The organism is Stenotrophomonas sp. As-7 (genome assembly GCF_030291015.1).
Lineage (GTDB): Bacteria > Pseudomonadota > Gammaproteobacteria > Xanthomonadales > Xanthomonadaceae > Stenotrophomonas > Stenotrophomonas lactitubi.
In genome coordinates, this window is sequence record NZ_CP127405.1 from 1863125 (window position 1) to 1878923 (window position 15799).

16 protein-coding genes are annotated in these 15799 nt (G+C 66.3%); 11 read left to right on the top strand and 5 right to left on the bottom strand.

Annotation, left to right across the window (positions count from 1 at the left end):
- Positions 1-4: 4 nt before the first annotated feature.
- Together QP457_RS08790 and QP457_RS08795 are read left to right on the top strand one after the other, a co-directional pair.
- Positions 5-1354, top strand: a complete 1350-nt coding sequence (locus tag QP457_RS08790; protein WP_205404800.1) for a metallophosphoesterase family protein — start codon at positions 5-7, stop codon at positions 1352-1354.
- 10 nt (positions 1355-1364) lie between these two features.
- A complete protein-coding gene (locus QP457_RS08795) occupies positions 1365-1517 on the top strand; it encodes a hypothetical protein (RefSeq protein ID WP_205404681.1) in 153 nt (50 codons plus the stop codon).
- A gap of 76 nt (positions 1518-1593) precedes the next feature.
- Here the strand turns inward: QP457_RS08795 and QP457_RS08800 are convergent, their stop codons facing one another.
- On the bottom strand, positions 1594-2175 hold the full coding sequence (locus tag QP457_RS08800; protein ID WP_205404680.1) for a hypothetical protein: 582 nt from the start codon (positions 2173-2175) through the stop codon (positions 1594-1596).
- 112 nt (positions 2176-2287) lie between these two features.
- On the opposite strand from QP457_RS08800, the gene QP457_RS08805 reads away from it, so the two are divergent.
- Both QP457_RS08805 and QP457_RS08810 read left to right on the top strand, forming a co-directional pair.
- Positions 2288-3703, top strand: a complete 1416-nt coding sequence (locus QP457_RS08805; RefSeq protein WP_205404679.1) for a deoxyribodipyrimidine photo-lyase — start codon at positions 2288-2290, stop codon at positions 3701-3703.
- A gap of 141 nt (positions 3704-3844) precedes the next feature.
- The gene (locus QP457_RS08810; RefSeq protein ID WP_100464910.1) at positions 3845-4540 is read left to right on the top strand and encodes an OmpA family protein; all 696 of its coding nucleotides are present in this window, start codon (positions 3845-3847) and stop codon (positions 4538-4540) included.
- 174 nt (positions 4541-4714) lie between these two features.
- On the opposite strand, the gene QP457_RS08815 is transcribed toward QP457_RS08810, so the two are convergent.
- Positions 4715-5746 carry a LysR family transcriptional regulator gene (locus QP457_RS08815; protein WP_025878839.1) on the bottom strand — a complete coding sequence of 344 codons (1032 nt, stop codon included), beginning with the start codon at positions 5744-5746 and terminating at the stop codon, positions 4715-4717.
- Between the two features lie 147 nt (positions 5747-5893).
- On the opposite strand from QP457_RS08815, the gene QP457_RS08820 reads away from it, so the two are divergent.
- From QP457_RS08820 to QP457_RS08845, 6 genes are all read left to right on the top strand, one after another.
- Complete coding sequence (locus QP457_RS08820; protein ID WP_205404678.1) at positions 5894-6121, top strand: hypothetical protein; 228 nt, start codon at positions 5894-5896, stop codon at positions 6119-6121.
- On the top strand, positions 6118-6888 hold the full coding sequence (locus QP457_RS08825; RefSeq protein WP_100552200.1) for an SDR family NAD(P)-dependent oxidoreductase: 771 nt from the start codon (positions 6118-6120) through the stop codon (positions 6886-6888). Before QP457_RS08820 ends, QP457_RS08825 begins: the two co-directional genes overlap by 4 nt.
- A 91-nt stretch (positions 6889-6979) precedes the next feature.
- A complete protein-coding gene (locus QP457_RS08830) occupies positions 6980-8203 on the top strand; it encodes an efflux RND transporter periplasmic adaptor subunit (RefSeq protein WP_205404677.1) in 1224 nt (407 codons plus the stop codon).
- A 112-nt stretch (positions 8204-8315) separates the two neighbouring features.
- Positions 8316-11486, top strand: a complete 3171-nt coding sequence (locus QP457_RS08835; protein ID WP_100464918.1) for a multidrug efflux RND transporter permease subunit — start codon at positions 8316-8318, stop codon at positions 11484-11486.
- Positions 11487-11549: 63 nt separating this feature from the next.
- Complete coding sequence (locus QP457_RS08840) at positions 11550-12287, top strand: SDR family oxidoreductase (protein ID WP_205404676.1); 738 nt, start codon at positions 11550-11552, stop codon at positions 12285-12287.
- On the top strand, positions 12281-13702 hold the full coding sequence (locus tag QP457_RS08845) for an efflux transporter outer membrane subunit (protein ID WP_025878845.1): 1422 nt from the start codon (positions 12281-12283) through the stop codon (positions 13700-13702). Before QP457_RS08840 ends, QP457_RS08845 begins: the two co-directional genes overlap by 7 nt.
- A gap of 42 nt (positions 13703-13744) precedes the next feature.
- Here QP457_RS08845 and QP457_RS08850 read toward each other — a convergent pair whose 3' ends face one another.
- The gene (locus QP457_RS08850; protein ID WP_180167534.1) at positions 13745-14122 is read right to left on the bottom strand and encodes a VOC family protein; all 378 of its coding nucleotides are present in this window, start codon (positions 14120-14122) and stop codon (positions 13745-13747) included.
- A 139-nt stretch (positions 14123-14261) separates the two neighbouring features.
- On the opposite strand from QP457_RS08850, the gene QP457_RS08855 reads away from it, so the two are divergent.
- Positions 14262-14525, top strand: coding sequence for a hypothetical protein (locus QP457_RS08855; protein ID WP_180167533.1), 264 nt, complete (start codon positions 14262-14264; stop codon positions 14523-14525).
- Between the two features lie 18 nt (positions 14526-14543).
- Here the strand turns inward: QP457_RS08855 and QP457_RS08860 are convergent, their stop codons facing one another.
- Both QP457_RS08860 and QP457_RS08865 read right to left on the bottom strand, forming a co-directional pair.
- Positions 14544-15398, bottom strand: a complete 855-nt coding sequence (locus QP457_RS08860) for an endonuclease/exonuclease/phosphatase family protein (RefSeq protein WP_205404675.1) — start codon at positions 15396-15398, stop codon at positions 14544-14546.
- A gap of 135 nt (positions 15399-15533) precedes the next feature.
- Positions 15534-15773 carry a hypothetical protein gene (locus QP457_RS08865; protein ID WP_240196786.1) on the bottom strand — a complete coding sequence of 80 codons (240 nt, stop codon included), beginning with the start codon at positions 15771-15773 and terminating at the stop codon, positions 15534-15536.
- Positions 15774-15799: the final 26 nt, after the last annotated feature.

The window sequence follows — 15799 nt, forward strand, 5'->3', positions numbered from 1 at the left end:
TTTGATGCGCTTGCTTGCGGTCGGCCTGCTGTTGGCATTGCCATCGCTGGCGATGGCGGCGGCCGAGCCCAACACCCAGGTGCCGTCGGGCAGCCGTTACTACGCAGCCGCATCGGTGCCGGACCGCATCGTCGCCTCTCCGTCGGTCGACCCCAGCCACGGTTTCGCGGTGGCCTGGCGCACCGACGGCAGCGTGCAGTCGCCGCTGCTGGAAATCGCACTGGCCGACGATTCGCCGGCCATTGAGGGCATCCGCCAGGTGCGTGCGAGGACCCAGGTGCTGCAGACCGAGAACGGCCTGTCGCATCATCATCGTGCCGACATCGATGGCCTGCAGCCGGACACCCTGTACGTCTATCGCGTACAGGGCAATGGCAGCTGGAGCGCGTGGAACCAGCTGCGCACGCTGGCCGCTGCCGACCAGCCGCTGACCCTGCTGTATTTCGGCGATACCCAGAACAAGAACGTGAGCCATGTCAGCCGCGTGGTGCGGGCTGCACAGAAGGCTGCACCGGATGCGCGGATCAGCCTTTTTGCCGGTGACCTGGTCAGTGGTGGCGACAACATGGACGACAGCGAATGGGGCGAGTGGTTCGCCGCCACCAGCTGGCTGGCGCAGGAGACGCTGGTGGCGCCGGCGATCGGCAACCACGAGTATTTCGAGGAATTCGAGGATACCCCGCAGGAGCGCCGCGTGCTGGGCCGTCATTGGCCGGTGACCTTCGCCCTGCCGGGCAACGGTGCCAATGCAGCGGCGGGTACCAGCTACTGGTTCGATGCGCAGGGTGTGCGCGTGGCCGTGGTCGATGGCACTTCGGCGCTGGATCTCGGCACCGCCAAGGCGCAGGCGCAGTGGCTGGACAAGGTGCTGGCCGGCAACCGGCAGCCGTGGACGATCGTGCTGCTGCACCAGCCGTTCTATTCACCGCGCGAGGGCCGCGAGAACGCCGCCCTGCGCGACGTGCTGCTGCCGGTGGTGCGACGCCACAAGGTGGATCTGGTGCTGCAGGGGCATGACCACACCTACGGCCGTCGCGGTGAAGGGCAGGCGGCAACGCCACAGTACGTGGTGACCGTAGCCGGGCCGAAGCAGTACCGGCTGTCGGACGAAGCACGCAGGACGATGGAACCTGTGGGCGAGGACACCCAGCTGTTCCAGGTGTTGCGCATCGACCCGCAGCATCTGCGCTACGAAGCGCGCACAGTCACCGGACGCCTGTACGACGCCTTCGAGTTGAAGCGCGATGATAGTGGCAGCAAGCAACGGGTGGAATTGCAGGAGGGGCGGATTGCTCCGCGTGATTGCGCGCGCGCCCAGACCGCCAAGGGTCGCACCGATCGCTGCTGGGAGTGAGGACAGACCGATGAGCACGCGCCCGCGCATGGTTCCGGTAGCCGCCATTGCCGTTGCCCTGCTGCTGATGGGCAGCGCGGTGACCGCAGCAGACTCGGTGCTGCACCCGTTCCTGACCGCACTGCTGAAGCAGGCGCCGCTGAAAAGAGAAACGGGCGGGTGATCAGGGAAGGCATGAAGTAGATCCACGCCATGCGTGGATTGAACCTTCCCGTGCACCATCCACGCATGGCGTGGATCTACTGCATCGCGTCCAGGAACAGTTCTGCTTCATCCATGCCGCCCAGCACTGCAGCGACAGCGCGCAGCGCCGCTTCGCGGTGTTCGGGACGGATCCCGCCATCATCGTCATCGCTGTACAGATCCTCATCGGCCTCGAGGTAAACGCTGCCCGCTGCCGCCAGCGCGGCCATCAAGGTCGGTACGTCGGCGACGAACTCGTCGGCGTCCCAATGCCCCGCGCCATGACGGGCGAACAACACGCGGCCATCGTTGATGTCGAGGATGAGGGGATCGGCGCCACGGTCGGCGATCACCAGCCAGTGCGCCGGCCAGTCGCTGATCGGCTCGCCATCAATGCCATTCCAGCGGTAGCCCGCCTGATACGCCCACAGGCGCTGCAACGGCGGCAGCCACACCTCCAGCCCCGGTACGGTGATGCCGCTGGGGCCCTTGGCAGGATTGGACACCTCACCGAACGGGCCGACGCGTGCATAGAATCCGGCCAGCGCGTCCGGCAACGGGAACGGCCCTTGCCACGCGTCGGCGGATTGCTGTTGCAGGGTGCCGAAGCGGGCAAACGTGGCGCGAAGATCATCCATGACGAGGGCAGGGCGGAAGCAGGAGAGCACGCAGCCTAGCAGAGCCGGTCGCACGCATCGCCTTCACCGCCACTGGCTATCATGGCTGCCCAGCAACAGAGAGGCAGTGCACGTGTCGGTAGCGTTGGTATGGTTCCGTCGGGACCTGCGGTTGCAGGACAATCCGGCGCTGCAGGCGGCGCTGGACGCGGGCCACGATGTGGTGCCGGTCTACATCCACGCCCCGCACGAAGAGGGCGACTGGGCGCCGGGTGCCGCGTCGAACGCCTGGCGCCACCGCTCGCTGGCATCTCTGGATGGCGACCTGCGTGCACGCGGCTCCTCGCTGGTGCTGCGCACCGGCGACAGCCTGCCGACCCTGCAGGCGCTGATTGATCAGACCGGCGCCGAGGCGGTGTACTGGAACCGCAAGTACGAACCGGCGACGCAACCGCGCGATGCCGCCATCAAACGCACGCTGCGCGAGCAGGGCATTGATGCCCAGAGCTGCAACGGCAGCCTGTTGTTCGAGCCCTGGGACATCGCCACCCAGCAAGGGCAGCCCTACAAGGTATTCACTCCGTACTGGCGCAACGTGCTCAGCCATTGGCGATTGCCGGCCCTGCAGGAGGCGCCGCGCACGTTGGCCGCACACACGGTTGAAGGCCTGGCGCTGGACGCGCTGCAGCTGGCGCCGTCGTTGCAGTGGGACTCCGGCTTCTGGGAGCACTGGCAGCCGGGTGAGGCCGGTGCGCTCGAGGCGCTGTCCGTGTTCGAGGAGGGTGCGCTGCGCGGCTATCGCGAGCAGCGCGATCTGCCGGACCGGGTAGGTACCTCGCGGCTGTCGCCGCACCTGCATTTCGGCGAAATTGCCCCGTGGCGCATTGCCCACGCGCTGGAAGGCCTGCGCAGCGCCGGGACCGATGCCGACATCGACGGCTACCTGCGCCAGCTCGGCTGGCGTGACTTCGCCTACCACCTGCTGCACCACTTCCCGAAAACGCCAACCGACAACCTCAATCCACGCTTCGATCGCTTTCCGTGGGCCAACCCCAGTGCTGCCCAGCTGCAGGACTGGCAGCGCGGCAACACCGGCGTGCCCATCGTCGATGCTGGCCTGCGTGAACTCTGGCATACCGGTTACATGCACAACCGGGTGCGGATGATCGTCGCCAGCTACCTGTGCAAGCACCTGCGTGCGCATTGGCTGCACGGCGCCCACTGGTTCTGGGACACGCTGGTGGATGCGGACCTGGCCAACAATACGATGGGGTGGCAGTGGGTGGCCGGTACCGGTGCCGACGCGGCTCCCTATTTCCGGGTATTCAATCCCGTTACCCAGGCCGAGAAGTTCGATCCACAAGCGAGTTACATCAGTCGTTGGGTGCCGGAGCTGGCGGCGCTGCCGGTGAAGGCGCGCTTCGCTCCCTGGCAGCACCCGCAACTGTTGGCCGAACGCGCGCCCGGGTATCCGCGTACGCCGCTGGTGGACCTGGCGGCAGGCCGTGACGCGGCGCTGGCCGCCTACCGTCAGTCGGCGGCGGGGTAAAGCGCTGGCTGAGCGGTCCAGACAGCTAGCTGAACACGTCCCTGTCGGCCGGTGCGATCATCATGCCGACATCGCGTCCGGCTGTTTATCCTCGTTGCCGCCCGCAAGCCGCCGGCCCGACCGGAAACCAAGGAGAACACCATGATCCGCAATACCACCCGCAACGTCGCACTGGCCCTGATGAGTGCGGCCGTCCTGTCGGCCTGCGCCACCGGCGGCTCCTACGTGCAGAGTGATCCGTACGGCAACCCGACCGAGCAGCAGAACCGCACCGGCCGCAATGCCCTGATCGGTACCGCCATCGGCGTGGCCGCGGGCCTGCTGACCGGCGACAGCGCCACCGAGCGTCGCCAGCACGCGCTGATCGGCGCGGGTATCGGTGCACTCAGCGGCGCCGCCGTGGGTCAGTACCAGGATCGCCAGGAGCGCGCGCTGCGCGAGCGCACCGCCAACACCGGCATCGATGTGCAGCGTCAGGGCGACAACATCACGCTGAACCTGCCGGACGGCATCACCTTCGACTTCGGCAAGTCGGCACTGAAGCCGCAGTTCTACGGCTCGCTCAATGGCGTTGCCGGCACCCTGCGCGACTACAACCAGACCATGATCGAAGTGGTCGGCCACACCGACAGCATCGGCAGCGACGCGGTCAACAACCGCCTGTCCAAGGAGCGTGCTGATTCGGTGGCGCAGTACCTGATCGGTCAGGGCGTGCAGAGCGTGCGCATCGAGACCCTGGGCGCCGGCAAGTCCTATCCGATTGCCGACAACAGCACCGATGCCGGCCGTGCCAAGAACCGCCGCGTCGAGATCCGAGTGATTCCCCTCAAACAATAATGCCTGGCGTTGTTGCTTGAGCCGGTCAGGCCATCGGCCGGAACGAAAATGCCGCCCTTGAAGGCGGCATTTTTGTGGGTGCCGGTCTTGCCCGGCACGCCGATAGCGCATGTGGAGAGCCGTGCCGACCAAGGTCGGCGACTACCAGGAGATTGGAGGCGGCATTGTTGTGGACTACGCCGCCGACGCAGCCACCTTCTCCAGGATCCGCTTGCCGCTGCTCGCCAGTGCTGCTTCTTCCTGTTCCTGCTGCTGCCGCGCCAGCTTCGCGCCGGGGCACTGCGCCAGCATGTAGTTGGCGTCGAAGTTGAGCTTCTCCACCAGGAAGTCGACGAACGCGCGTACCTTCGGCGAGACCAGGCGGCCACCGGCGAACACCGCATTGAAATCCACTTCCGGCCCGGTCCAGCCGGCCAGCACGCGGCGCACCATGCCCGACTCGACGAACGGCTTGGCCATCACGTCGCCGGTCAGCAGCAGACCTTCGCCGCACACCAGCGCACCATTCAGCGCCGACATGTCGTTGGCCGTCATCAGCGGCGTCACCGGGAAGTCGCGCAGCTCGCCACCGTTCTCGCCCAGCTGCCAGGTAAAGCGTGGCGAATTGCCGGTGTGGTACGGCTTGCGCATGGCCAGGATGCGGTGGAACTGCAGTTCTTCCGGATGCAGCGGCTCGCCGTAGCGCTCGATGTAGGCCGGGCTGGCGAACACCTGCGTGCGCAGGCTGCCAAGCTTGCGCGCCACCAGGTTGGAATCGGGCAGGGCACCCACGCGCAGGGCGAGATCGGCCTCGCCGGCGATCAGGTCCAGCTTCTCGTTGCCCATGTGCATGTCCAGGCGGATCTCCGGGTACTGCGCATGGAACTGGCCCAGCAGCGGCGCGATCCAGGTGATGCCGATCGAATAGGGCACGGTGAAGCGCAACCAGCCGCGTGGGCCGGACTGCAGCTGGCTGACCGCGCTTTCGGCTTCTTCAAGCTCGCGCGCGATGCGCTGGCAATGCTCGTGATAGATCGAGCCGGCCTCGGTGAGGCCGAGGCGGCGCGTGGTCCGGTGCAGCAGGCGCGCACCGAGGCGCGTTTCCAGTTCCTGCACCTTGCGGCTGACCGTGGTCTTGGGCAGGCCGAGCGATTTGGCAGCCGCGATGAAGCTGCCTTGCTCGACCACTTTGACGAAGATCAGCGTCTCGTTGAGATCGTGGGACATGGTCAGGAATCCTGGACGTCGGGGATGGGGCAATCGTGACAGAACGATTGGACCGGGGGCGGGATGATTATTCCCCTTAATCAGGACTAATCAAGTAGGGGTTTGAGGTCTATCGTGGCGCCATTCGCTAATTGGAGCCCGTCCGCCATGAGCCTGCGCAACATTCTTGCCCGCTTCCGGATCGCCGGCCAGAACGCCCTGGACCTGGCGATGACCGTCGAATCCCGCCCTAGTTCCTTGGTACACAATGACTTTCGTGAGTTTACCGCACCCATGCGTCAGCAGCGTGGCGGTGCCTTGCGCCTTGCTTCGCAGAAGGGTGACCGACTGCGTCGAATCGGGACTATCCCGGATTTGGGAGGAAATGTCCCGTGAATGGGATTCTGACCCCCGAAGTCCTGGTTCTCGGCGGCACCGGTGCCGTCGGCCAGGGTGTGGTCGGCGCCCTGCTGGAGGCCGGCAGCCCCGTGCTGGTGGTCGGCCGCGATCCGCGCCGCCTGGCTGCATTGCACGAGCAGTTCGCCGATGAGCCGGGCCTGCAGACGATGCTGGGTTCGCTGAGCGATGACAGCTCTGCGCGTGTGGTGGCCGAACGCGTGGCGCAGCGTCCGCGTCCGCTTGCGGCAGTGATCGCGGCAATGGGTGGTCCGTACAACCGCGGTCGTGTGGTCGAGCGCGGCGGTGACGCACTGGCGGCGGCATTGCAGGCTGACCTGATGCCGCATGTGCACGCGGTGCGGCATCTGTTGCCGCTGCTGCAGGACAACGTGCACGCCCGTCGCTACGTGATGATCGGCAGTCCGGCCGGGCTGAAGCCCTGGGCCGGTTATGGCGAGACCTCGATCACCACGGCCGCGCTGCGCATGTACGCGCAGGTGGTGCACCAGGAAGCGCAGGCCGTGGGCGTTCGCGCGCAGATGCTGGAAGTGTGCAGCCCGGTATGCACCCCGGCCAACGCCGCCAACGCCTGCATCGAATGGCCCAGTTCGCTGCTGGTCGGTCGCCGCGTGGTGTCCCTGCTCGATGGTTGCCGCGACAACCGCGCGATCGTCCGTTGCGACAGCAGTGATGCCGAACTGCCGCGCGGGCTGCTGCACCTGGAAATACCGCCGCTGTGGCGCGACACCGCAGGCGTTGCTTGACCTCAGCCTTGGTTGAGGTCGCAGGATACGCCGCCAAAAGTTGATAGCAATTCTCAAATAGCTGTACCACCCCTCCGTACGGATGCATGCCATGACTTCCCCCAACACCACTCCACATCGTTTCCGTCATCGCCTGGCGATGGCTGGCGTGTCGATCCTCGCTGCCGCCGTTCTGGCTGCCTGCAGCGGTGGCCATGCCGAAGAAGCTGGCGCACCGCCCCCGCCGCAGGTCTCAGCTGCCCCCGTGCTGCTCAAGCAGGTCAGCCAGTGGGACGAATTCAGCGGTCGTGTCGAGGCCGTGCAGAGCGTCGAGCTGCGCCCGCGCGTGTCCGGCTACATCGACAAGGTCAACTACGTTGAAGGCGAAGAAGTGAAGAAGGGCGCCGTCCTGTTCACCATCGATGCCCGCAGCTACCAGGCCGAGTACGATCGCGCCAACGCCGAACTGGCCCGTGCCCGCACCCAGGCGTTGCTTGCCCGCAGTGAGTCCGAGCGTGCCAAGCGCCTGGCCGAGCAGCAGGCGATCTCCACCGAGACGGCTGAACAGCGTCGCGCAGCCGCCGACCAGTCCGGTGCGGCAGTGCAGGCTGCGCAGGCCGCGCTGGATGCAGCCCGCCTCAACCTTGAGTTCACCAAGGTGCGTGCGCCGATCGACGGCCGTGCCGGTCGCGCGATGGTCACCGCCGGCAACCTGGTCACCGCCGGTGACAGTGCCAGCGTGCTGACCACGCTGGTCTCGCTGGATACGGTGTTCGTCTATTTCGATGCCGACGAAAGCACCTTCCTGCGGTACGCGCAGATGGCACGCAAGGGCGAGCGCCCGAGCGAGCGCGACAGTGAGCTGCCGGTGAAGGTCGGCCTGTCCGGTGAAGAAGGCTACCCGCACACGGGCAAGGTCGACTTCCTCGACAACCAGGTGACCCGCAGCACCGGCACCATCCGCGTCCGCGCGCTGCTGGACAACGCCGATCGCCAGTTCACCCCGGGCCTGTTCGCCCGCGTGCAGCTGCTCGGCAGCGGCCAGTTCCAGGCGATGCTGATCGACGACAAGGCCGTGCTGACCGACCAGGACCGCAAGTACGTCTACGTGGTCGACAAGGATGGCAAGGCCCAGCGTCGCGACATCCAGCTTGGCCGCACCGCCGAAGGCCTGCGCATTGTCGAGAAGGGTCTGGCCGCCGGTGACAAGGTGATCATCGATGGCGTGCAGAAGGTCTTCATGCCCGGTATGCCGGTGCAGGCGAAGGCGGTGGCGATGCAGCCCACCGCTGCGCTGGCGCCGGGTCGCGATGCAACTGCCGCACTGAACCACTGATCCGCGTCCCCGCTTAGCTGCCGGTGCCAGCGGCAGCCGTCACTGCCTTCGCCAGATTGGCGAGGGGCAGGGCGGCTGTTGCCCGCCGACGGCCTTTTCCAGGAATTCTTCCATGGACTTTTCCCGTTTCTTCATCGACAGGCCGATCTTCGCGGCGGTGCTGTCGATCGTGATCTTCGCCGCCGGCCTGATCTCGATTCCGATGCTGCCCATCGGCGAGTACCCCGAAGTGGTGCCGCCGTCGGTCGTGGTGCGTACCGTGTATCCCGGCGCCAACCCCAAGGTGATCGCCGAAACCGTGGCCACCCCGCTGGAGGAGGCCATCAACGGCGTTGAGGGCATGATCTACCTCAAGTCGGTGGCCGGCTCTGACGGCGTGCTGCAAATGACCATCACCTTCCGCCCGGGCACCGACCCGGACGAAGCGGCGGTGAAGGTGCAGAACCGTGTCGCCCAGGCCCAGGCGCGACTGCCCGAGGACGTACGCCGGCAAGGCGTGACCACCCAGAAGCAGTCGCCCACCTTCCTGATGGTGGTGCACCTGACCTCCCCCAACGGCAAGTACGACACCCTGTACCTGCGCAACTACGCCCGCCTGCACGTCAAGGACGCGCTGGCACGTATCCAGGGCGTGGGCGACGCGCAGATCTTCGGTGGTGGTGACTACGCCATGCGCGCCTGGCTGGACCCGGACAAGGTTGCCTCGCGCGGCCTGACCGCCAGCGACGTGGTGCGCGCCATGCGCGAGCAGAACGTGCAGGTCTCGGCCGGCCAGCTCGGCGCCGAGCCGATGCCCAACAGCCAGTTCCTGACCCTGATCAACGCCCAGGGCCGCCTGCGCAGCGAGCAGGAGTTCGGCGACATCGTGCTCAAGAGCGGCGTAGACGGTGAAGTGGTGCGGTTGTCGGACGTGGCCCGGGTTGAACTGGGTGCCGGCGACTACACCCTGCGCTCGCAGCTGGACGGCAAGAACGCGGTGGGTATCGGTATCTTCCAGGCCCCCGGCGCCAACGCGCTGGAGATCCGCGATGCGGTGATGGCCAGCATGGACGAGATGCAGAAGACCATGCCGGCCGACGTGAAGTACGAAGCGGTGTATGACACCACCATCTTCGTGCGCGACTCGATCAAGGCGGTGGTCTCGACCCTGCTGGAAGCCATCGCGCTGGTGGTGCTGGTGGTGATCCTGTTCCTGCAGACCTGGCGTGCCTCGATCATCCCGCTCATCGCAGTGCCGGTGTCGATCGTCGGTACGTTCGGCGCGCTGTACCTGCTGGGCTTCTCGATCAACACGCTGAGCCTGTTCGGCCTGGTGCTGGCCATCGGCATCGTGGTCGATGACGCGATCGTGGTGGTGGAAAACGTTGAACGCAACATCGAAGAAGGCCTGACCCCGCTGGCCGCTGCGCATCAGGCGATGCGCGAAGTGTCCGGGCCGATCATCGCCATCGCGCTGGTGCTGTGTGCAGTGTTCGTGCCGATGGCGTTCCTGTCGGGCGTCACCGGTCAGTTCTACAAGCAGTTCGCGGTCACCATCGCCATTTCCACGGTGATCTCGGCGATCAACTCGCTGACCCTGTCGCCGGCCCTGGCTGCCCGCCTGCTGAAGCCGCATGGCGCGCCGAAGGATGCGCCGACCCGCATCATCGACCGTCTGTTCGGCTGGGTGTTCCGTCCGTTCAACCGCTTCTTCAAGTCCAGCTCGGAAAAGTACGAGCGCGGCGTGTCGAAGATCCTCGGCCGTCGTGGTGCGGTGTTCGTGGTGTACGCGGTGCTGCTGGTGGGTACCGGCTTCATCTTCAAGCTGGTGCCGCCGGGCTTCATTCCGACCCAGGACAAGCTGTACCTGATCGCGGGTGTGAAGCTGCCGGAAGGGTCGTCGATCGCGCGTACCGATGAAATGCTGCGCAAGGTCGCCAAGATCGCCCAGGAAACCGACGGTGTGGCGCACACCATCTCGTTCCCGGGCCTGAATGCCCTGCAGTTCACCAACACGCCCAACACCGGTGTCGCGTTCATTCCGCTCAAGCCGTTCAGCGAGCGCCATGGCCGCACCGCCGCGCAGATCAATGCGGAGATCAACCAGAAGATCGCCGGCCTGCAGGAAGGGTTTGCCTTCGCCATGATGCCGCCGCCGATCCTTGGCCTCGGTAACGGCAACGGCTACCAGATGTTCATCCAGGACCGTGGCAACCTCGGCTATGGCGCGTTGCAGAACGCGGTGCAGTCGATGCAGGGTGCGGTTGCACAGACCCCGGGCATGGCCTTCCCGATCACCAGCTACCAGGCCAACGTGCCGCAGCTGGATGCCGAGGTGGACCGTGTCAAGGCCAAGGCCCAGGGCGTACAGCTGACCGAGTTGTTCGACACGCTGCAGACCTACCTGGGTTCGGCCTACGTCAACGACTTCAACCAGTTCGGGCGTACCTGGCAGGTGATCGCACAGGCCGATGGCCAGTTCCGTGACAGCGTCGAGGACATCGGCAAGCTGCGCACCCGCAACGATCGTGGCGAGATGGTGCCGATCGGCTCGATGGTTACCGTCAAGGAAACCTACGGTCCGGACCCGGTGCTGCGCTTCAACGGCTACCCGGCCGCTGACCTGGCCGGTGAAGCCGACCCGCGTGTGCTGTCCTCGGCCGAAGCGATGAACAACCTCACCGCCATCGCCGCCAAGGTGCTGCCGGTCGGCATGGCGACCGAATGGACCGACCTGAGCTACCAGCAGGCGACCCAGGGCAAGGCGGCCTTCATCGTGTTCCCGGTGGCGATCATGCTGGCGTTCCTGGTGCTGGCCGCGCTGTACGAAAGCTGGTCGCTGCCGCTGGCGGTGATCCTGATCGTGCCGATGACCCTGCTGTCCGCGCTGTTCGGTGTGTGGATGACCGGCGGCGACAACAACGTGTTCGTGCAGGTCGGCCTGGTGGTGCTGATGGGCCTGGCGTGCAAGAACGCGATCCTGATCGTCGAGTTCGCCAGAGAGCTGGAGATGGGCGGCAAGGGCATCGTCGAAGCGGCACTGGAAGCCTGCCGCCTGCGTCTGCGCCCGATCGTGATGACCTCCATCGCCTTCATCGCCGGCACCGTGCCGCTGGTGCTGTCGCATGGTGCTGGCGCCGAAGTGCGCTCGGTGACCGGTATCACCGTGTTCGCCGGCATGCTGGGCGTGACCCTGTTCGGCCTGTTCCTGACCCCGGTGTTCTACGTGGCACTGCGCAAGTTCGTCACCCGCAACGGTGGTGGCCAGCTGGTGCAGCACGGCGAGCCGACCATCCACCACTGACATGGAAAACAGCGGCGCCGGCAACCACCGGCGCCCGCTTCCCCCTACCAAGGCAATGAATCCATGAACACCCATCAGAACAAGATCGCGCTGGTCACCGGCGCAACCCGCGGCATCGGCCTGGAAACCGTGCGTCAGCTGGCGCAGGCCGGCGTGCATACGCTGCTGGCCGGGCGCAAGCGCGAGACCGCCGTCGAACTGGCGCTGAAGCTGCAGGCCGAGGGCCTGCCGGTGGAGGCACTGCAGCTGGACGTCAACGATGACGCCAGCATCGCCGAGGCGGTCGAGCAGGTGCGTCAGCGCCATGGCCGTCTGGACATCCTGGTCAACAACGCCGGCATCATGATCGAGAACCCGGCACAGCTGCCGTCGGAACAATCGCTGGACACCTGGCGTCGCACCTTCGACACCAACGTGTACGCGCTGGTGGCAGTGACCCAGGCCTTCCTGCCGCTGATCAAGCAGGCCAAGTCCGGCCGCATCGTCAACGTCTCCAGCATGCTCGGCTCGCAGACGCTGCATGCCGATCCGACCTCGGGCATCTACGACTTCAAGATCCCGGCGTACAACGCGTCCAAGGCCGCAGTGAACAGTTGGACGCTGGCCCTGGCCCATGAGCTGCGCAGCACGCCGATCAAGGTCAACACCGTGCACCCCGGCTACGTGAAAACCGATATGAACGGTGGCAACGGCGAGATCGAAATCGCCGAGGGCGCACGCTCCAGCGTGCAGATGTCGTTGATCGGCGAGTCCGGTGCCAGCGGCAGCTTCACTTACCTGGGCGAGGTGCTGCCATGGTGATCCGCACCCTGGCGATGGCCGTCTCCAGCCTGGTGCTGGCGGGCTGTGTCAGCGTCGGCCCCAACTACAAAGCACCGGTGCAGGAGCCCGTCGTCCTGCAGGGCGCGCAGCAGCCGGTGTTCAGCACCACCTCGCCGGTGGCCAGCTGGTGGGCGCAGTTCGATGATCCGGTGCTTGAAGAGCTGGTGCACGGCGCGCTGTCGGACAACCTGGACCTGCGCGTGGCTGTTGCCCGTGTCAGCCAGGCCCGTGCAGTGTTCGTCGAGAGCCGCTTCGACCAGGCGCCACACGTTACCGCTGGCGGCAGCTACGATCGCCGCAAGCAACCCGATCCGCAGCTGGGTGGGCAGCGGGTGTTCAGTGAAAGCTACCAGCTCGGCTTCGATGCGGGCTGGGAGCTGGATCTGTTCGGCCGCAAGCGCCGTGCTGCAGAGGCCGCGCGTGCCGACCTGGACGCCGAGCAGGCCAACCTCGCCGACGCGCAGGTGCTCATCGCTGCCGAAGTGGCACGCAACTACTTCGAGTTGCGTGGCACCCAGAAGCGCATCGCAGTGGCCCAGCGCACCCTGGTCAACCTGCGCGATACGCAGCGGCTGACCGAGGCACGCTGGGAGCTGGGTGCCGGCAGCGAGCTGGACGTGCAGAGCAGCCGCGCACGGTTGAAGGCCATCGAGGCCGACATCCCGCTGCTGGAAGTGGCCGAGACGCAGTCGCGCAACCGGCTCGCCGTGCTGCTTGGGCAGCGCCCGGAAGTGCTGACCGCCATGCTTGCGCCGCACGAAGTGCCGGCGTTTGCCAAGGCATTGCCGCTGGGCGATACCCGCGAACTGCTGCGTCAGCGTGCCGACGTGCGGGTCGCCGAACGTCGCCTGGCTGCCGCCACCGCGCGTGTCGGTGTTGCCACCGCCGATCTGTTCCCACGGCTGTCGTTGTCTGGTTTCGTCGGCTTCCTCGGTGGCGATGCCAGTGGCCTGGTCAACGGCAACAACAAGGCCTGGTCGCTGACTCCGTCGCTGAGCTGGGCGGCATTCGACTTCGGTACGGTCAAGGCACGCCTGCGTGCCAGCAAGGCCGAGGCCGAGGGCGTAGCCGCGCAGTACGAACAGGCGGTGCTGCTGGCGCTGGAAGACACCGAAAACGCGTTGACCCGCTATTCCAAGCAGCAGGCCCGGCTGGCCATTGTGGTCGAGCAGGCGCAGGCGGCGCGACGTGCCGAATCGCTGGCGCAGATCCGCTACCGCGAGGGCTCGGAAGACTTCCTGACCCTGCTTGACGCGCAGCGCACGCAACTGGTGGCCGACGATGCACTGGCGGCCGCCGAATCGGAGGTCAACGTCAGCGTGGTGGGCGTGTACAAGGCACTCGGTGGCTGGGGCCAGTCACCGCAGGCGCCGAGCGTGGCCCAGGCGCGCTGATCGGCAGGGGACGGGAGCATCTGCTTCCGTCCCCTTTTTTCGCTATGGCCAGAGGTTGGCCGGGGCATCGTGATCGCGCATGCGCACGATGCAGAAACGATGACCGGTGGGCGCTTCCATCACCCACCAGCGTTTGACGAAACCGACCCGGCGCGCACCGAGTTTTTCCAGCCGTTCGACTTCGGCGTCGATGTCGTCGCTTTCGATATCCAGATGCACCCGCGACGGGTGATCGACCCGCTGCACCTCTACGTTCAAGCCTGCCGGCGCACCTGTCAGGTCGGCGTACTCTGCGTCGCCTTCGGCACGGGCGGGCTCAGCCTGCAGGCCCAGCGCTGCGGCCCAGAAGCGGGCGCTGTCTGCGGCAGGCGTGTCTTGGCAATCGATGATGAAACCGGCCAGTCGGCTGCGATGGGTCATGTGCCGTCTCCGCTCAATGAGGGTGCCGGCAGGGTAGCGCGTGCGCCGCCGCGCGCGTTGTCGCGGTCATGACGTTTCTGACTCTGCCGGAACTGCGGCCCACCGTGTAACTAGTGGGGAAACCAAGGGAGGACGGGACATGAGCGAACAGAAGCAATCGACCCAACGGACGCTGCTGGGCGATCCCGGCCTGCCGGGGGCCGGCCTGTCGGTCGCCGTGGTGATGCTGCTGGTACTGGCGGCAATGGCTGCGGTGATCGGCTTCCTGCGCCTGCCCGACTCACTGCTGGGTATTGGCCTTGTCGGCATTGCGGTGTTCCTGGCCATCGGCGCACGCATCTGCCAGGCGCGCGACCAGCACCAGGCGCTGTACCGGCTGCTGGGCAAGCGACCCCCGCCGTAGCGAGGGCCGCTGCAGTGCTCAGGGCTTCGGCCAGTCCAGCTCAACCACCAGCGGGAAGTGGTCGGAGGGCAGCACGCCGTCGATGCGGCGGTCATCGGTCAGGAAGCTGCGGGCGTGCAAGCCACGTACCAGCACCCAGTCCAGCTGCGAAGTCGCCGTGCCGGTGAAGTCGTGGAAGGTCAGGCGCGGACCCTTCGGTGTTTTGACCTGGGGGCGCGTGTCCTGCAGCACCCGGGTGAAGGCCTGATAGGTGCCGCCGCCGGGCTCGCTGTTGAAATCACCGGTCAGCACCACCGGCAGATCGGAAGGCAGCGCGGCCACGCGCGTGGCGATCAGTTCGGCACCCTTGATCCGTCGCGGTTCGTCCTCGTCGCGGTAGGGCAGGTGGGTGTTCATGAAGTAGAAGCGACGGCCATCATCCAGACGACGGAACACTGCCCAGGTGACCATGCGCGGGAACAGGTTGCCCCAGCTGATGCTGCCAGCGACCCCGGGCGTATCGGACAGCCAGAAGTTGCCGGATTCTTCCACCGCCAGCACCTTGCTGTCGTAGAACACGCCCATGTGTTCGTCGCCACTGCCACCGCGCCGGCCTTCGCCGAACCAGCGATAGTCGGGCAGGTGCTCGGCCAGGTAGTTGGCCTGCTCCAGCACCAGTTCCTGGGTACCGATCACCGCCGGGTGCGCCTGCTGGATCACCTTGACCATGGCATCGCGGCGGTCTTGCCAGCGCTTGCCAGGGTCGGTATCGGCCGGCGTACGCACGTTGAAGGACATCACCTTCAGCGGCGCGGGCGAGGCTGCCCAGGTGACGGCAGGCAGTGCAAACGCCAGGAGTGCGCAGAGCGCGGACGTGCGGAAGCGTGACAACATCGTGGAATCCCTCCATTCCATGAAAGCGGTTTCATGGAGGATGCCATGGAAGGCAAGGGCAGCGGTATGCCGGGACGGGCGGCTGCAAGGGCCGGGCGGACGGCGTGCGACCGCCCGGCGGATGCCGCTGGGCGATCAGGGGTCGTACATCATCCCGTTCTCGTCGCGGTTGTAGTGGTCGCTGGCCACGCGGGTGCCATCGTCATAGACCACGTACAGCGTGCAACGCTGGTGGATGCCGAAGCCGGCACGGAAGGGTACGCACTCTTCCTGCAGGCCGACCTCTTCGGCGGCAGTTGCCGGCGCTGAGGGCACCAGCCCGGCAAGCGCCAGCACGGCACCGAATGAACACGCGAACAGTTTCTTGTGCAGCATCATTGATCACTCTCCTTGTAGTCGAG